This window comes from Janibacter zhaoxuefangae (assembly GCF_050271985.1).
Classification (GTDB): Bacteria; Actinomycetota; Actinomycetes; order Actinomycetales; family Dermatophilaceae.
In genome coordinates this window covers 205,241-222,219 of the sequence record NZ_CP189849.1, presented here as the reverse complement: position 1 = coordinate 222,219, position 16,979 = coordinate 205,241, and the positions used below count along the sequence as shown (strand labels likewise).

The window sequence follows — 16,979 nt, the reverse complement described above, 5'->3', positions numbered from 1 at the left end:
CCCCAGCGAGACGCCTGCTCGTCACACACCGCCGGTCAGGCGCAGATGTCGGCGTCGGCCTTGCGCGTCTCGATCGACGCACCCGGGGCGGACGTCCCCGACTCGACGGTCGGCACCGGGAGCGGCTCCGTACCGACTCGGTTGGAGACCTCGCGGACGTGTCCGGCGCCGACACCGAGGCGCACCTCGACGACGTCGTCGAGGGTCTCGTCCACGACCATCTTGGCCTTGGGGAAGGCGGCCGCCACGGTCCGAGCAGCCTCGGCCGCACTCGTGCTGTGTCGCACGACCACGCCGGTGCTCGTGCCCGCCTCGCCGTCCCCGGCGCTTGCCTGGAATCCCTGGACGGCGAGCGCTGCGGACTCCTGACGCGCCAGCCCGGGGACCCCAGCGACGTTGACCACGCGGACGACGATGTCGGCCGGGGAGACGGTCAACGTTTCGTCCTCGGCCTCCTTCGTCGTCTCCGCACCGGGCAGCGGCTTGTCGAGTCGGATCGACTCCCAGAGCTCGTCGGCCGCAGCGGCCCACTGCACACGATTGGGGTCCTGCGGATAGACCTCGTTGGGGACGGTCACGAACTGCACGTTGCCGACGCCGAGCCCCTTGAGGCTGCTGGCCACGTCGGTCATGGTGCCGAATCCGAGGTCCTGGTCCGTGGTCATCGACCCGGTCGCAGCCTCGAGGAAGTTGTAGAGCCGATCGGGGCGCAGGAGCAGCGACGTCTTCGTGGCCTCCTGGACGATCGAGGACATGAAGGCCTGCTGCCGCTTGATCCGGTTGAGGTCGGACCCGCCGGTCACCGTCTTGCGGACGCGGACGTAGCCGAGGGCCTGTTTGCCCTGGAGCCGGTGTCGCCCGGCGTCGAGCTGGAGGCCGGAGTCCTTGTCGTCGATGGCCACCGGCGTGCACACCTCGACCCCGCCGAGCGCGTCGACCATGGTCTGGAACCCGCGGAAGTCCACGACGACGAAGTGGTCGACGTAGATGCCCGTCAGGCCCTCGAGGGTCTTGACGGTGCAGCCCGGACCGCCCTTGTTGAAGTTGTAGTTCCACTGGCGGACGATGCCGTCCTCGACCGTCGACGCCGGGTCCGTGCAGTCGCGCGGCGCCATCGTCATCGAGTCGCGCGGGATCGAGACGACGGTCGCGGCCTGCCGGTCGGCGGACAGGTGCACGAGCAGGTTCGTGTCCGAGTGGGCGCCGCCATCGATGGTGTCCTTGCCGAACTCGGTCGTGCCGAGGCCCTCGCGGGTGTCGGACCCCATGACGAGGATGTTGAGGGCGCGCTCGTCGCCGGTGCTCTGGGAGGGCCGCGCGCCGAGGATGTGGGAGACGTCGACGCGGTTGATGTTGCCGTTGAGGGAGACGTAGGCGAAGCCCGCGCCACCGGTCGCGAGGGCCGCCGCAACCAGACCGGCAATGCCGGCCCGACGCAGCAGCGGGTGCCGGCTGTCGCGCCGAAGTTGCCTCCGGGCCTCGAGCCGCCCCCTGCGCGTCGAGTGCTGGCCGTCGACGGCGTCATGACCTGACTCGTCGACGGTGTGGGGCGGGGTCACGGCGGGGATGCTCCGAGGGTTCGGCTGTGGCGGCTGTCCGAGAGTGTAGGGGGATGAACCTGTGAGCCACCTCCGAACCCGGCACTTCCGCTCCCCTTCCCCCGAGTTTGGGACATCAGCGATCCCAAACTCGGGGTGCCGCAGGGTACGCGAGAGCCCCCCGACCCGAAGGGGGCCGAGGGGCTCTCAGAGCGTCAGACGGGTTGCCCCGCCGTGCGGTCAGACCGCGCGGACGTGCTCAGCCTGCGGGCCCTTGGGGCCCTGGGTGACCTCGAACTCGACGCGCTGTGCCTCTTCGAGGGAGCGGTAGCCCGAGCTGTCGATGGCCGAGTAGTGAACGAAGACGTCCGGTCCGCCGCCGTCCTGGGCGATGAAGCCGAAGCCCTTTTCAGCGTTGAACCACTTGACGGATCCCTGTGCCATGGGGTGAATCTCTTTCTGATAGCCAATGGAGCCCACACCTCGTGGACCCCTGGCTGCACCTACACCCCACAACCAAGGGGACATGCCCCCTACGACAAATCTGACCCGCCGTGAGGCGGGCACTTCTTCGACCTGCGAGGAACTGCTGCTGCAACCACGGCAAACGCTAGCACGCAGAAACGCGATTCATGGGGTCGAGAAAGCACCTCGATCGCCGTCCTCGCGCGGCTCCGCGAGGAGGGTCAGTGCGTCCTCGTAACCGGTCACGCCGCGGCCGACGATGACCTCGACGGCGAGGTCCGAAATGTAGGAGAAATGGCGGAACTCCTCGCGGGCGTGGATGTCCGACAGATGCACCTCGACGATGGGACCGCGGACCGCGGCGAGGGCATCGCGGATGGCGACCGAGGTGTGCGTCCAACCAGCCGCGTTGACGACGAATCCGGCTGCGCTGGAACGCAATTCGTGGATCGCGTCGATCATGACGCCCTCGTGGTTGGTCTGCCGGAAGTCCACGGCGAGTCCGAGTTCATCCGCCCGTGCGCGGCAGCGACGCTCGACGTCGGCGAGGGTGTCGTGCCCGTAGACCTCCGGCTCCCGCTCCCCGAGCAGGTTGAGGTTCGGGCCGTTGAGGATGGCGATGACGGGTTGCTGGGGCACGATCGGAGACTATCCCCGCAGGGTCCGCTCGAAGAGGTCACGCACGCTCTGCGGAAGCGCCGGCTCGGGGACGAGGACGTCGAGCGCCGGGGCGTCGCACGTCACGCCGTAGCAGTAGGCGTCGGGGTGGCTGGGCGCGCCGGCGAGGTCGGTGAGGCCTCGACCGCGCAACAGGTCCTGCCAGGCTGCGGCGTCCGACTCGGGGAGCGCGCCCACGTCGACGCGCCGTTCGCGCACCTGCCCCGCGAACCCACCCGTCCGCCGCAGCGTCAGGGTGGCCGGGGGCCAGCCCCCTTCGCTCGGCTCGTCCTGTCGCGGCGTGGGAGCGGTGGGAGCGGAGGACGAAGGGGACGAACTCACCCCGACCTTCGTCCAGGCCGCCGCCACGGCGTCGGCCTCGCGGCCCCCGAAGCGCGCCCGGGCGGCGCGCACGGTCAGCCCGGCGAAGGTCGCAAAGTCACAGTCGGCGCGAATGTCGCCGGTGATGGTGTCCCACCAGATCGCCCCGGCGCCCTCCCATGCGTGGCCACCGATGCCCGTCGCGGCAAGGTGGAAGGCGCGGTTGGGGATGCCGGAGTTGAGGTGCACTCCCCCGTTGTCGTCCGACGTGACGACGAAGTCGTCGAGGTGGTCCGGCTGCGGATCCTTGCCCAGACGCGGGTCGTCGTAGGCCGTGCCGGGAGCGGCCATGGAGCGCAGGGCGACCCCGTGCACGCCCGGCGCCAGGAGTTCTGCGCCGATGAGCCAGTCGGCGTCCTCGGCACGCTGCCCCAGTAGGCGCTGCCGCACGAGGACCCCGAAGACATCGGAGACGGACTCGTTGAGGGCCCCGGACTGGCCTCGATAGTTCAGGCCCGAGGTGTACTGCGTGACGCCGTGGACGAGTTCGTGACCAATGACGTCGACGCTGCACGTGAAGTCGTTGAAGATGACGCCGTCGCCATCGCCGAAGACCATCCGGGAGCCGTCCCAGAAGGCGTTGTCGTAGTGCTGCCCGAAGTGGACCGTGGCAGTCAGCGGCAACCCGCGACCGTCGAGGGAGTCGCGGCCGTACGTGGCCAGGAGGTCCCACGTCGCGCCCAGCCCGTCGTAGGCGCGGGTCACGGACGCGTCGTCGGTGGGGTCCTCGCCCTCGCGCCGGACGACGACGCCGGGGAGGTCCTCGGTGCCGGCCGCATCGTGGATCGTGCGGTGCGGGCCATCGCCGGGGAGCGGCTCGATGACGGGCAGGCCGGGCCGGGTCGCTCGGCCGGCGACCCCGAGTCGGTCCCGGCGCAGCCGCTCCTGCACCCGCAGGGTCTGGTCCGCACGCGCCGCGGCCGTCTCCCCCGCGGAGCCCGCGGCGAGCCGCTCGAGGATGTACGGCGGGATGATCGAGCAGCACGTCATGGGTCCCAGTGAACCCCCGGTTGGCGAACCGCGCGAACCGGAGTGCGCCGCCGCGAACGCTCCCGACTACCGTTGGTCCGAACGTCTCCGCCGAGTGCGGGGCCGGGCGGGTTCGCATAGTGGCCGAGTGCAGTCGCCTTGAAAGCGACCAGAGGGCAACCTCTCGTGGGTTCAAATCCCACACCCGCCGCCAGACTGGGCTTCCGCAGTCGGCGGGCCAGACCCGGCCAACCCGCCGCAGCCGGACTCAACCCACCTTCCACGGACGCCCTCCCACACTCACCCAACCTGACACGATGCACGAATGGCGCCCCCGCACGGCCGGTACTCCGACGACGGCTACAACCGCGACGCCGAGGACGACATGGAGCGCCTCGACCGTCACTGGATCGAGCTCCTCCAGGAACTGCGCGTCATGCAGACGGGAGTCCAGATCCTCACGGGCTTCCTGCTCATGCTCCCCTTCCAGCAGAACTTCGCCGGCCTTGAGGGCCAGGGCCTCTGGCTCTACGTCGCCTCGGTCACCCTGGCCCTGGTCTCCACGGGCCTGCTCATCGCGCCGGTGAGCATCCACCGCCTGCTCTTCGGACGACACCGCCGGGCCGCGCTCATCACGGCCACGGACGCCCTCGTCCGCTCGGGCCTCATCTGCCTCGCGCTGTGCATCGCCGTCGTCGCCGGGCTCATCTTCACCGTCGTCTTCGGCGATGGTCCCGGCCGTGTGACGCTCGGTATCGCGACGACGGGGTTCATCGTCCTCTGGTGGGTCCTGCCCGAGGTGCTTCGGGGTCGTGCCGGGTAGGGTCGAGCGCGATCCACGAAAGGACCTCCTCCCATGGCGAAGTTCTCCTTCCTGATCGGCGCCGCCGCCGGCTACGTCCTCGGCGCGCGCGCCGGCCACGAGCGCTACCTCCAGATCAAGCGCGCCTCCCAGCAGCTGTGGAGCTCGGAGCCGGTCCAAGCGCAGGTCGCCCAGGCCAAGCACGCCGCCAAGACGAAGGCGGCCCCGGCCGCGCTCGACGCCGTCAGCGGGGTGGCTCGCACCGCCGGTGAGCGACTGCGCGCCAGCGCCAACCGCATCCCGGCCGACCCGTCGCGCGACATCCCGTCGACGCTGACCGACGACACCGACGCGACCTCCGCGCAGGCGCATCCGAGCTGACCCGCCGCCACCGCACGTGATGGCGCCCCCGGCCGTTTCGGTCGGGGGCGTCGCCGTGTCACCGGGTCGCCGTGTCACCGGTCACCGTGTCACCGGGTCGCCGCGGCCCCCTCCGGCCGCGGCGACCCGGTACGTCAGGTGCGAGCTCGAGAACTCACCATCGGGGCCGTCGCATGGCGGCGAGCCAGGGCCACCATGACCTCGATCCGCGCCACCTCGGAGCGGCGGCGGGGGTAGCGCAGCGACAACGCCAGGCGCCACGCCTCGACGAGGCTGAAGGCGCAGCGCAACTGCGGCGTGCGGCTGCCCGGACCGCCGGCGTCGTGGTACGCGGCGATGCAGTGCCCCACCGCGGGACGCCCGGGGCGCGGGTCGCGCGCTCGGAGCGCGCCTTCGACGGACACGAGGTCCCACCCGGGGTCCCCCGCGCCGCGGGCGACGCCGAGGTCGATGAACGTGACGAGATCCGAGCCGTCGTCGAGGGCTCGCGGCATCGCGCTCAGCCAGGTGTCGACCTGAGCCCCGAGGATCTCGCCGTGGATGGTCGCGCTCGCCGTCCAGTCGCGGCCGGCGGCCTCGAGCGCGTCGCGCACCTCCGGTTCCTCGGCGACCGCAAGCACGCCGTCGAGGACGCTGCCGGGGACGGCGGCCGCCATCTCCGGCAGGACGCACGTGGGCGAGAGTGGCCACGGCTGCACGGCAGGTGCGGTGTCCCCACCCGCTGGGCCATGCAGCCGGGCCAGACGGCGGCCGAGGGCCTCCGCCAGTCGATCGAGCATGACGAGGTCCACCGGGCCGAATCCCCCGATCGGCTGCGGTGACCTGCCTGCACCGGCGCCCACCAGGGCGCCGACGTCTGCGCTGAGCACAGATGCATTCGTCATCTCGTCGTCCTCTCGCCACGTCCCCTTGTGGGACCGTGCGACACCAAGGAGAGGGCGTCCGGCTGGCTGATACATCGCCGGCGAAAAATTCTCCGACGAGCGATCACCGCAGGTTCGTCGGGCCCACGAGGTATCAGGGCGGCTTCCCCGAACTCCTCATCCATGACCCGCCGCCTCACTACGCTGGTCGGGGTCGCGGCCAGCCAGTCCGGCCGACCCTGGCCAGGCCCTCAGGAGCTCAGATGACCGACACGTCGCGCACGCCGGGCGCCGCGCGCCGCCCGCACGGACCGGCCCCCGTCCCCGGAATGTCCCGTGCCCTCGCCGAGCGATTCGGGGCCCGCGTCCTCGACCCGTCGAGTGCCCGGGCCGTGCGGACCACGGGCGCGAAGGGGGTTGCTCGCCGCACCCCGCAACCCACCGCCTACCTCGCCGACAGCCTCCTCGTGCGCGGCCTACCGGGCCGGCGCGGGGCACGCACCATCGCGCAGCTCGACGACATCGCCGCCGGTCTCGGCAACGCGATGCGGCTGACCGTGACCGATCGTGAGACCGAACTGGCGAGGACATACGACGCGGACGAGCGGCAGGCCGCCTTCGATGACACGTGGTGGACCCGCGTGCACCTCGAACCGGCCGACGACGGCCCCGCGGCACCTGCGGACGCCTGGGAGCTGCTCGCCGCGGCCCGGCAGGCCGGACTTGACCACACTCAGGTCGCCCTCGACCACCTCGTCACCGCGTGCCCGACACTCGACGGCGTCGGCGGTCACTGGGGTGGCGTCGGCGGTCACTGGGGTGGCGTCGGCGGTCACTGGGGTGGCGTCGGCGGTCACTGGGGTGGCGTCGGCCAGGGCATCGCCGAGTACGGGGAGCCCGGCATCGGTGGGCGCACCCCCGTCATGTGGAGCGCGCCCGACCCCCGCCTGACCGCGCCGAAGGTCGCCCACGTGCCGGTCGTCGCCATCCTCGACACCGGCGTCGGACCCCACCCGTGGTTCACCGCCGACGACGGCGTGACCTTCCTCGACGGCATCACCGAGGACGTCGAGTGCGACCAGCAGCCGATCGGCATCCGGGCCCACGTCGGCACGGGAACGCCGACCGATCCCGAGTACCGGGGCGTCGTCACCGACCCGCTCAACGGCGGCCTCGACCGCCAGCCGGGGCACGGCACCTTCATCGCCGGCATCATCCGGCAGCGCTGTCCGCAGGCGGAGATCCTCGCCCTGCCGGTCATGCCCGCCGACGGCGCCGTGGCCGAGCACGAGGTCATCGTCGCCCTCAACCAGCTCCTGCGTCGGCACCTCTCCGGCGAGGGCCGGATCGACGTCCTCAACCTGTCGATGGGGTACTACCACGAGAGCCCGGACGAGGCGGCTGACGACGGACCGCTGCTCGCCGCCCTTCGCGCTCTGGCCGAGGCCGGCGTCGCCGTCGTCGCCGCGGCCGGCAACGACGGGACCGACCACCCGTTCTTCCCCGCCGCGCACCGCCCGGTCATCACGACCGGCGTGCCGATGACCAGCGTCGGGGCACTCAACCCCGACCTGAGCACGGTTGCCCTCTTCTCCAACAACGGCACGTGGATCAACGCGCACGCGCCGGGAGCCGGCGTCGTCAGCACCGTGCCGACGACGCTCTCCGGGTCCCGCGGCCGCTCGATCCACGTCGACCGCCGCGACCCGCTGCCGCGCGCGACGGTCGACCCCGACGATTTCTCCTCGGGATTCGCCTTGTGGAGCGGCACCTCCTTCGCCGCCCCCTGGATCGCCGGGGACATCGCCGCCGCCCTCACCGGCGGTGGCACGGTAGTCGACGCCGTGGCGTCGGTCGTGACGGACAACCGGGCCCACCTCGCGGCTCGAGCAACGGGAGGGGCGCCATGGTGACGTCGTCGGGCGAGACGACCGCGGCCCGAGCCGGGGCCGCCTTCGCCGCCTATCGGTCGGGGGACGTGCAGCAGATGGACGAGCTGGTGGAGCTGCTCACTCCCCTGCTCTGGCACACCGCCCGCGGCATCGGCCTGGAGGCCGCGGCGGCCCAGGACGTCGTGCAACAGGCGTGGCTGCGACTGGTCGAGAAGGCCGACGACATCCGCGATCCGCGCGCGGTCATGGGTTGGCTGCTCGTCACGGTCCGTCGGGAGAGCTGGCGGGTCGCGAAGGTCGCCGGCCGCGCCGACACCGAGCTCGACGAGGAGCTCCCCGACACCGATGCCGACCCGGCCGACCTGAGCGTGTTGGCGGAGAGCGACGGCGCCCTGTGGCGACAGGTCTCCTCCCTCAGCCCGCGGTGTCGTGCCCTGTTGCGTGTGATCGCCTTCGCCGACCGCCCGGACTACGCGCACGTGGCCCAGTCGCTCGGGATGCCGATCGGCAGCATCGGCCCGACCCGCGGCCGCTGTCTGGCGAAACTCCGGGCGGCCCTGCTCACCGACCCGCAGTGGGTGACGTCATGACCCCCTCCGCACAGGGCCCGGCGATGGACCCGATGGGCCCCCTCGATGACGTCGACGACCAGATCCTCGAGCAGCTGCGTTCCGTGGCGGCGAAGGTGGATCCCGTGCCGGCGGGGATGACCGACGACATCAAGTTCGCCCTCACGGCCCGCGCGCTGCAGGCCGAGATCGCCGAGCTCGAACTCCTCGGCGCAGGCGAGCTCGTGCGCTCCGTCGACTACACCCGCGCCGAGACCCTCTCCTTCACCAGCACCGGCCTGACCGTCATGGTGACGGTGACGGCCGTGGACTCCGCAACCGTCCGGATCGACGGATGGGTCACCGGCGCATCGGTCGAGGTGGAGATCCGCGAAGTGGGCCGCGAGACCCGCGCGACCCCCGACGAGGACGGCCACTTCGCCGCCCGCTCCGTGCGTCGTGGGATGGTGCAGTTCGTCTTCCATCCCACGGACGGTGGACGGCCCGTCATCACCCCCGCCGTCGACCTGTGAGGTGACCCCATCGCGCGACCGACGCACGCCGATCTCGAGTCCCTGCTCGACCGGGCCCGCACGGCCAACAACGTCGGGCGGCCCGCCGAGGCCGAGCGGCTGCTGCGGCGCGTGCTGCGTGCCACCCAGGGTCCGGGTGCGGCGGACCTGCCGCGGGATCTGGCGGACCGGTCCAAGGTCACGCTGGCGCTGAGCCTGCACCTGCGTCAGCACCGGGATGAGGCGCTGGCGCTGCTCGACGAGGTCGACGCCACCCCGGGCCTCACCCCGGCGACGCGGGCCCTGTCCGCGATCCAGCGGGCCGGGCTGCTCGGCCGATCGGGGCGCTGGCGCGAGTCGCTCGCGGCGCTGCGCTCCGTGGACCCCGATGCGGGGCTACCGCCGCAGGCCGCCACGGTCCTGGCGCTCAACCGGGGGCTGGCCGAGCAGTTGGTCCACGAGTTCGCCGCCAGCCGCGCCAGCCTCGAACAGGCCGCGGCCCTGGCCGAGGAGCACGGCCTCGACGCGCTCCACTTCATGACGCTCTACAACCTCGGCCGGCTCGCCTTCGTCACCGGCGACCTGACGTCGGCCCTGCGGCTCATGGGCCGCGCCGACGCTCTCGACGTTGACATGCACCGCTCCACGGCCAACCTCGATCTGGCCCGGGTGCTCCTCGACGCCGGCCTCCTCGATGAGGCCGCGGACCGGCTCGGCGACGCCGAGTCCGAGGCCACCCGGATCGGGGAACGGCACGACCTCGGCGAGATCACCATGGAGCGCGCACGGCTGGCACTCCTGCTCGACGACCCGGAGGCCGCGGCCGTTCACGCCCGGTCGGCCGTCGCGGCCTTCCGCCGTCGCGGCGAGGAGCCGTGGCGGGTGCGCGCCGAACTGCTGCACCTCGAGGCGGATCTCGCTGCGGGACACCGCCTCGAGGCCGTGGCCCGTCGGGCCGGTGAACTCGCCGACGACGGCGCGGTCGCCAGCGGCGTCGGCCACGAGGCGACACTGCTGGCGAGCGAGGCCGAGGTCGCGATCGGCGACCTGCCTCGCGCCCGCGCGCGGCTGGCCACCCTGTCTCGCGGCTCGGGCCTCACCTTCCCCCAGCGGTTGCACCGCGACCTCGTCCACGCCTCGGCAGCCATCGCCGAAGGGGACCCCGCACGGGCGTCGCGCCGGTTGCGGGCGGCCGCCTCGGCCCTCGCCCGGGAGCAGGCGCGCTACGTCGGCACCGAGGCCCGGACGGCCCGGGCCCTGCACACCCGCCGCCTCAGCGACCTCGACATCGGGCTGGCCCTCGAGTCGGGGAACGCACTGCGGGTGCTCACCTCCTCCGAGCGGTGGCGTGCCGTCTCCCAACGGCTGCGCACGCTGGCGCCACCGGCCGATGAGGACCTCGCCCAGCTGGTCGCCGCACTCCGACAGACGCGTTCGGAGCTCGCCGAAGCCGACGACGCACACCGGGAAGCGTTGGCGGACAAGGCTTCTCGTCTCGAGCGGACCATCGCTCGGCATGACTGGGATCGTGCCGACGCCGAGGGCGGCTCGGCACTCGCCGCGGCCTCCGGTCGCGCGCTCGTGGCCGCCGCCGCGCAGCGCTCCACCGGGCTCGTCAGCATCGTCGTGCGCGCCGGTCGCGTGCACGCCGTGAGCACCGACGGAGACCGGACGTGGGTGACCGACCTCGGCCCGAGCGACGACCTCGTCGACCTCGCCGAGCGGGTCGCGGCGGGACTCGTGACGTCCTCCCGGGTCGCCGACCCGCACCTGCGGTCCGTCGTGCGACGCGGCCTCGATCGCGATCTCGGGCGCGTGTCGGCCCTGCTCGCCCCGGCGCTTCCGGGGACCGAGTCGGTCGCCGTCGTGCCGTCGCGGCTGCTCGCCAGCCTGCCGTGGCGGGCCTTGCCGGATCTGCGCGGTCGACCGGTCATGGTCAGTCCGACCGCGACCTTCTGGGCGGGGCGCGCCGAGACCTGGGCGCCGGGCACAGCCCCGGCCGTCACGGCCTTCGCCGGCCCGGGGCTGACGCGCGCGTCCTGCGAGGTGGACGCCGTGGCGCGCGACTGGTCGGGGACCGCCGTGCGCGGCCCGGCGGCGACGGGGTCGGCGCTCACGCACGCCCTGCGGTCGGCCGACATCGTGCACGTGGCCGCCCACGGCCGACACCATGACCAGAGCCCGCTCTTCAGCGAGGTGCTCCTCGAGGACGGCCCCGTCTTCGCCCACGAGTTCCAGCGCGCGGGCGTGGGGGCGCGCCACGTCGTCCTGTCGGCCTGCGAGGTGGGCCGCGCCCACGTGCGACCCGGCGAAGAGCCCATGGGCCTGACCGCCAGCCTCCTCGGCTGCGGCGTCCGGTCCGTCGTGGCCGCGGTGGCTCCCGTCACCGACGAGGCAGCCAGCGCGATCATGACCGGCTATCACCGGGCGCTCGCCCGGGGGCTCGAGGCGCACCGCGCGCTCGAGGTCGCCGCGGCGGACGTGGACGGCGGGGAACTCTTCTGCGCCTACGGAGCACCGTGGTCCGTGCGGGTCGATCCGGACGCGACCGGCGCGACCAGATGACGAGGGTCGGCTAGATGAAGAGGGCCGGCTCGTTGAAGAGGACCTCGAAGGGGTCCTCCTCCGGCGGTCGCGGGTGCCGGTAGACCGCGGGGACGCCGGTCGCGACGACGCCTGCCGGGACGTCCTTGGTCACGACGCTGTTGGCGCCGACCTTCACGCCGTCGCCGACGGTCACCGGCCCGAGGATCTTCGCGCCCGCCCCGATGAGGATGTTGTTGCCCAGCGTGGGGTGGCGCTTGACGCGGGCGTGCGAGGTCCCGCCGAGGGTGACCCCGTGGTACAGCATGACGTCGTCACCGATCTGCGCGGTCTCGCCGATGACGACACCCATTCCGTGGTCGATGAAGAAGCGGCGACCGATGCGCGCACCGGGGTGGATCTCCACACCGGTGATGGTCCGTGAGACGTAGGCGATGAGTCGCGCCGGCCAGCGGCCGTAGCGGGTGCGCCACAGCCGGTGCGCCAAACGGTGCACCCAGATCGCGTGCAACCCGGCCGACGTCAGCAGGACGACGGCACGCGACGTCGCCGCCGGATCCCGGTCGAGCGCCGCGTCGAGGTCCTCCGAGACGGACGCGCGAGCACGACCGAGGAGGGACCGGGATGCGGGCGCGCCCGAGCGGGATCCGGCGGACGAGGTCTGGTGCACGGTGGTGATCCGGTCCTCAGTCGAGGAGGTCGGAGAAGAGGATCGTCGAGAGGTAACGCTCGCCGAAGCTCGGGATGATGACGACGATCGTCTTGCCGGCGTTCTCGGGGCGGCGCGCAACCTGGTCGGCGGCCGCGAGGGCAGCGCCGGAGGAGATTCCGACGAGCAGGCCCTCCTCCTTCGCGGCACGGCGAGCCCACTCGACGGCCGTGTCGGCGTTGATGTCGATGACCTCGTCGTAGACGTCGCGGTCGAGGATCTCGGGGACGAAGTTGGCGCCGAGGCCCTGGATCTTGTGCGGGCCGGGGGCGCCGCCGTTGAGGATCGGGGACTCCTCGGGCTCGACGGCGATGACCTGGACGCCCGGCTTGCGCTCCTTGAGGACCTGGCCGACGCCGGTGATGGTGCCGCCGGTGCCGATGCCGGCGATGAAGATGTCGACGTTGCCGTCGGTGTCGGCCCAGATCTCCTCGGCCGTGGTGGCGCGATGGACGGCCGGGTTGGCCTCGTTGGCGAACTGACGGGCGAGGACTCCGCCACGCTCGGCGGCGATCTCCTCGGCCTTGGCGACGGCCCCCTTCATGCCCTCGGGGCCGGGGGTGAGGATCAGCTCGGCGCCGTAGGCGCGCAGGAGAGCGCGGCGCTCCTTGCTCATGGTCTCCGGCATGGTGAGGACGACGTTGTAACCGCGCGAGGCACCGATCATGGCGAGAGCGATGCCCGTGTTGCCGGACGTGGCCTCGACGATCGTGCCGCCCGCCGTCAGCTCGCCGGACTTCTCCGCGGCGTCGATGATGGCGGCGCCGATGCGGTCCTTGACCGAGTTGGCGGGGTTGTAGAACTCCAACTTGGCCGCGACGGTGGCCTCGGAGTCGATGAGTCGGTTGATGCGCACGAGGGGGGTGCGCCCCACCAGGGCGGAGACGTCGTCATAGATCGGCACGTGGGTCCTCTTCTCGGATCGGGAGCGCCCGGCGGGGCGCAGGCATCGCGCTGCACGCGACAACACGGTTGAACTTATACGTATTCCAACATTGTGTTATCCCTCGGCACAAGCGGCGTTCACCACCTGGGCGCATCCGACGGTCCACTGTGACGGGCGCGTCACTCTCTGCGGGGGGCGAGCGGCGTTGCCGCTCAGTAGAGTTGCGGCCATGTCTGCCCTCCAGATCATCGCGATCATCCTCAGCCTGTCGGTGACGCTCGTCGGCGTCACCCTGCTGGCTCGCGTCATCGGTCACTTCTTGCGCGTCTTCCGCCTCGGTCAGGCCGAGGTCCGCACGGATCGAGCGGGGGCGCGCACCGCGACGCTGCTGCGCGAGTTCCTCGGCCACACGCGCATGTCGCGTCTGCCGGTCGTGGCCATCGCGCACTGGTTCACGATGGTCTCCTTCGGCGTCCTGTTCTTCACGCTGGTCAACGCCTTCGGCCAGCTCTTCAAGCCGGAGTGGGCACTGCCGCTGATCGGGCACTTCCCGCCCTACGAGTGGATCACCGAGTTCTTCGCCGTCATGGGCCTGCTCGGGATCATCACGCTGATGGTCATCCGCCAGAAGAACCACCCGCGCAGCGCGGCCGGCGCCGATGGCCGCCGCTCCCGCTTCTTCGGGTCGAACTGGTGGCAGGCCTACTACGTCGAGTTCACGATCCTCGGCGTCGCCATCTGCATCGCGCTGCTGCGCGGCCTCGAGTACGCGCTGGACAAGGTCGCCCACGGCGGCGAGCACGCCAACGCCCTGCACTTCCCCTTCATGAGCTGGCTCGGCGGTCTCTTCGACGGCCTGTCCCAGGGCACCCTCGAGAACGCGATCATCATCGTCGCGACGATCAAGATCCTCATCTCCTTCGCCTGGATGATCACGATCTCCCTGACGCCGACGATGGGTGTCGCGTGGCACCGCTTCCTCGCGTTCTTCAACATCTTCCTCAAGCGCCACGCCGACGGCCGCACGTCCCTCGGTGAGCTCCAGCCGATCACGGTCGGCGGTAAGCCCTTCGACCTCGAGGCCATGGAGGATCTCGAGGAGGACGACGCGCTGGGCGTGGGCAAGGTCGAGGACTTCACCTGGAAGGGCCTGCTCGACTTCTCCACCTGCACCGAGTGCGGCCGCTGCCAGAGCCAGTGCCCCGCATGGAACACGGACAAGCCCCTGTCGCCCAAGCTGCTGATGATGACGCTGCGCGACCACTCGCACGCCAAGGCCCCCTTCCTGCTGGCCGGTGGCGCCACCGACGGTGAGGGCTCGGTCGCGACGAAGGAGCACGAGGGCGACGCCATCAACTGGTCGGACCTGTCCCTCATCGGCGACACCGGCTACGACATCGACCACCCGCTGAGCGCCTACAACCCGCACGGCCCCGACGCGGTCATCGACCAGGACGTCCTGTGGTCGTGCACCACGTGTGGCGCCTGCGTCGAGCAGTGCCCCGTCGACATCGAGCACGTCGACCACATCGTCGACATGCGTCGCTACCAGACCCTCATCGAGTCCGCCTTCCCGAACGAGCTTGGCGGCCTGTTCAAGAACCTCGAGGGCAAGGGCAACCCGTGGGGCATGAGCGCCCGCGCGCGCCTCGAGTGGGCCAAGGACCTCCCCTTCGACGTGAAGGTCGCCGGCACCGACCTCGAGAACCTCGACGAGGTCGACTACCTCTTCTGGGTTGGCTGCGCCGGCGCCTACGAGGACCGCGCGAAGAAGACGTCGCGCGCCGTGGCCGAGCTCCTCGACACCGCTGGCGTGAGCTTCGCCGTCCTCGGTGACGGCGAGACCTGTACGGGTGACTCCGCCCGCCGCGCCGGCAACGAGGTGCTGTTCCAGATGCTCGCCGCCCAGAACGTCGAGACGCTCAACGAGATGGGCGCGACGAAGATCGTCGTCACCTGCGCGCACTGCTTCAACACGATCAAGAACGAGTACCCGCAGCTCGGCGGCAAGTACGAGGTGGTCCACCACACGCAGCTGCTCAACCGCCTCGTGCGCGAGAAGAAGCTGACGCCGGTGGCTCGCCCCGCCGACCACCCCGGCAAGTCGACGCTCAAGAACGTGGCGTCGACCGCGGCCACGGTGACCTACCACGACCCCTGCTACCTGGGTCGGCACAACAACGTCTACGCCCCGCCGCGCGAGCTCATCGGTGCCCTGCCGGGTGTCGAGCTCAAGGAGATGGAGCGGACGAAGGAGAAGTCCTTCTGCTGTGGCGCCGGTGGTGCCCGCATGTGGATGGAGGAGAAGCTCGGGTCGCGGATCAACATGAACCGCACCGAGGAGGCGCTGGCGACGGGCGCGGAGCGCATCGCCGTCGGCTGCCCCTTCTGCCGCGTGATGATGACCGACGGCCTCACCGCCAAGCAGGCCGAGGGTGTCGGCGAGGACGTCGAGGTCGTCGACGTCGCGCAGATGCTGCTCGCTGCCGTGCGTCACGGTGAGCAAGTCGCGGCCGAGGAGTCCGACGAGCCTGCGGCGGTCGCCGCGGCGCCTGCCGTCACGGACGAGGCGCAGGTCGCGGAGCCCACGGTCGAGGCGCCGAAGGTTGAGGAGCCGAAGGTTGAGGAGCCGAAGGCGGCTGAGCCGGCCACGGCTTCGACTCCGGCGTGGGACACCCCTGCGCCGAAGGCTGAGCAGCCCAAGGCTGCGGCCACCCCCGCTTGGGACACCCCGGCCCCCAAGGCCGAGGAGCCGAAGGCCGAACAGAAGACTCCCGCCTGGGACACCCCGGCACCCAAGGCCGAAGAGCCGAAGGCCGAGCAGAAGACCCCCGCCTGGGACACCCCCGCCCCCAAGGCCGAAGAGCCCAAGGCCGAAGAGCCCAAGGCCGAGGAGCCCACGGTCGAGGCCCCGAAGGTCGAGGAGGCCCCGAAGGCGTCCACGCCGGCATGGGACAAGCCCGCCGAGCAGAAGACCCCCGCTTGGGACACCCCGGCACCCAAGGCCGAAGAGCCGAAGGTCGAGGGCCCGAAGGCCGCGGAGGCCCCGAAGGCGTCCACGCCGGCATGGGACAAGCCCGCCGAGCAGAAGACCCCCGCTTGGGACACCCCGGCACCCAAGGCCGAAGAGCCGAAGGTCGAGGGCCCGAAGGCCGCGGAGGCCCCGAAGGCGTCCACGCCGGCATGGGACAAGCCCGCCGAGCAGAAGACCCCCGCTTGGGACACCCCGGCACCCAAGGCCGAAGAGCCGAAGGCCGAGGAGCCCACGGTCGAGGCCCCGAAGGTCGAGGAGTCGGTCCAGGAGTCGAAGGCCGCGGAGACCCCGAAGGCGTCCACGCCGGCATGGGACAAGCCCGCCGAGCAGAAGACCCCCGCTTGGGACACCCCCGCACCCAAGGCCGAAGAGCCGAAGGCTGAGGAGTCGGTCCAGGAGCCGAAGGCCGCGGAGACCGTGAAGGCGTCCACGCCCGCATGGGACAAGCCCGCCGAGCAGAAGACCCCCGCTTGGGACACCCCCGCACCCAAGGCCGAGCAGCCGAAGGCCGAGGAGCCCACGGTCGAGGCCCCGAAGGTCGAGGAGCCCGCGGTCGAGGAGGCTCAGGCCGTGGCCCCGGAGGAGTCGCCGGTCGACGAGACCCCTGCCGGCGAACTCCCTGCCGAGGTGTCGACCCCCGCGGACACCCCCGTCGAGGCAGAGGAGCAGCCGGAGGCGACCGCGGCCGTCTCGGCAGCCGGGTCGGGTTCGTGGGACGAGCCCGTGGAGCAGAAGCGGCCCGCTTGGGACATCTCCCTCTCCAAGGCTCTGGAGCGTGACGCCGAGTCCAACTGACCG

Annotated in this window: 14 protein-coding genes and 1 tRNA gene; 8 read left to right on the top strand and 7 right to left on the bottom strand. The window is 71.6% G+C overall.

The annotated features are described in order from the left end of the window. Nucleotides 1-35 precede the first annotated feature (35 nt). The 4 genes from ACQBAS_RS01050 to ACQBAS_RS01035 form a co-directional block, all read right to left on the bottom strand. Nucleotides 36-1,559 (bottom strand): LCP family protein, encoded by a 1,524-nt coding sequence (locus ACQBAS_RS01050; protein WP_427384472.1) that lies wholly within the window; start codon nucleotides 1,557-1,559, stop codon nucleotides 36-38. A 219-nt stretch (nucleotides 1,560-1,778) separates the two neighbouring features. Further along, nucleotides 1,779-1,982 (bottom strand): cold-shock protein, encoded by a 204-nt coding sequence (locus tag ACQBAS_RS01045; RefSeq protein ID WP_427384470.1) that lies wholly within the window; start codon nucleotides 1,980-1,982, stop codon nucleotides 1,779-1,781. A 186-nt stretch (nucleotides 1,983-2,168) separates the two neighbouring features. After that, nucleotides 2,169-2,642, bottom strand: a complete 474-nt coding sequence (aroQ, locus tag ACQBAS_RS01040; RefSeq protein WP_427384469.1) for a type II 3-dehydroquinate dehydratase — start codon at nucleotides 2,640-2,642, stop codon at nucleotides 2,169-2,171. A gap of 9 nt (nucleotides 2,643-2,651) precedes the next feature. Further along, nucleotides 2,652-4,031: a protealysin inhibitor emfourin gene (locus ACQBAS_RS01035; protein WP_427384468.1), complete on the bottom strand. Its 1,380-nt coding sequence runs from the start codon at nucleotides 4,029-4,031 to the stop codon at nucleotides 2,652-2,654. A gap of 105 nt (nucleotides 4,032-4,136) precedes the next feature. Between ACQBAS_RS01035 and ACQBAS_RS01030 the strand changes: the two genes are divergently transcribed. From ACQBAS_RS01030 to ACQBAS_RS01020, 3 genes are all read left to right on the top strand, one after another. After that, nucleotides 4,137-4,224: transfer RNA gene (locus ACQBAS_RS01030), tRNA-Ser, on the top strand. 111 nt (nucleotides 4,225-4,335) lie between these two features. Next, entirely contained in the window at nucleotides 4,336-4,833 is a 498-nt protein-coding gene (locus ACQBAS_RS01025; RefSeq protein ID WP_427384467.1) for a DUF6328 family protein, read from the top strand. A gap of 33 nt (nucleotides 4,834-4,866) precedes the next feature. Beyond that, complete coding sequence (locus ACQBAS_RS01020; protein WP_427384466.1) at nucleotides 4,867-5,193, top strand: protoporphyrinogen oxidase; 327 nt, start codon at nucleotides 4,867-4,869, stop codon at nucleotides 5,191-5,193. A gap of 134 nt (nucleotides 5,194-5,327) precedes the next feature. On the opposite strand, the gene ACQBAS_RS01015 is transcribed toward ACQBAS_RS01020, so the two are convergent. Next, nucleotides 5,328-6,077: a hypothetical protein gene (locus tag ACQBAS_RS01015; RefSeq protein WP_427384465.1), complete on the bottom strand. Its 750-nt coding sequence runs from the start codon at nucleotides 6,075-6,077 to the stop codon at nucleotides 5,328-5,330. A 242-nt stretch (nucleotides 6,078-6,319) separates the two neighbouring features. Between ACQBAS_RS01015 and ACQBAS_RS01010 the strand changes: the two genes are divergently transcribed. The 4 genes from ACQBAS_RS01010 to ACQBAS_RS00995 all read left to right on the top strand — a co-directional run bounded on the left by ACQBAS_RS01010 (nucleotide 6,320) and on the right by ACQBAS_RS00995 (nucleotide 11,573). After that, a complete protein-coding gene (locus tag ACQBAS_RS01010) occupies nucleotides 6,320-7,969 on the top strand; it encodes a S8/S53 family peptidase (RefSeq protein WP_427384464.1) in 1,650 nt (549 codons plus the stop codon). Beyond that, on the top strand, nucleotides 7,963-8,538 hold the full coding sequence (locus ACQBAS_RS01005) for an RNA polymerase sigma factor (protein WP_427384463.1): 576 nt from the start codon (nucleotides 7,963-7,965) through the stop codon (nucleotides 8,536-8,538). The genes ACQBAS_RS01010 and ACQBAS_RS01005 overlap by 7 nt, the downstream gene beginning before the upstream one ends. Beyond that, entirely contained in the window at nucleotides 8,535-9,029 is a 495-nt protein-coding gene (locus tag ACQBAS_RS01000; RefSeq protein ID WP_427384462.1) for a carboxypeptidase regulatory-like domain-containing protein, read from the top strand. Before ACQBAS_RS01005 ends, ACQBAS_RS01000 begins: the two co-directional genes overlap by 4 nt. A 111-nt stretch (nucleotides 9,030-9,140) precedes the next feature. Next, nucleotides 9,141-11,573, top strand: a complete 2,433-nt coding sequence (locus ACQBAS_RS00995) for a CHAT domain-containing protein (protein ID WP_427384461.1) — start codon at nucleotides 9,141-9,143, stop codon at nucleotides 11,571-11,573. Nucleotides 11,574-11,583: 10 nt separating this feature from the next. Here ACQBAS_RS00995 and cysE read toward each other — a convergent pair whose 3' ends face one another. Both cysE and cysK read right to left on the bottom strand, forming a co-directional pair. After that, entirely contained in the window at nucleotides 11,584-12,222 is a 639-nt protein-coding gene (cysE, locus tag ACQBAS_RS00990) for a serine O-acetyltransferase (protein WP_427384460.1), read from the bottom strand. A 16-nt stretch (nucleotides 12,223-12,238) separates the two neighbouring features. Continuing rightward, nucleotides 12,239-13,165: a cysteine synthase A gene (cysK, locus tag ACQBAS_RS00985; RefSeq protein ID WP_427384459.1), complete on the bottom strand. Its 927-nt coding sequence runs from the start codon at nucleotides 13,163-13,165 to the stop codon at nucleotides 12,239-12,241. Nucleotides 13,166-13,376: 211 nt separating this feature from the next. Between cysK and ACQBAS_RS00980 the strand changes: the two genes are divergently transcribed. Next, on the top strand, nucleotides 13,377-16,976 hold the full coding sequence (locus tag ACQBAS_RS00980; protein WP_427384457.1) for a heterodisulfide reductase-related iron-sulfur binding cluster: 3,600 nt from the start codon (nucleotides 13,377-13,379) through the stop codon (nucleotides 16,974-16,976). Nucleotides 16,977-16,979 lie beyond the last annotated feature (3 nt).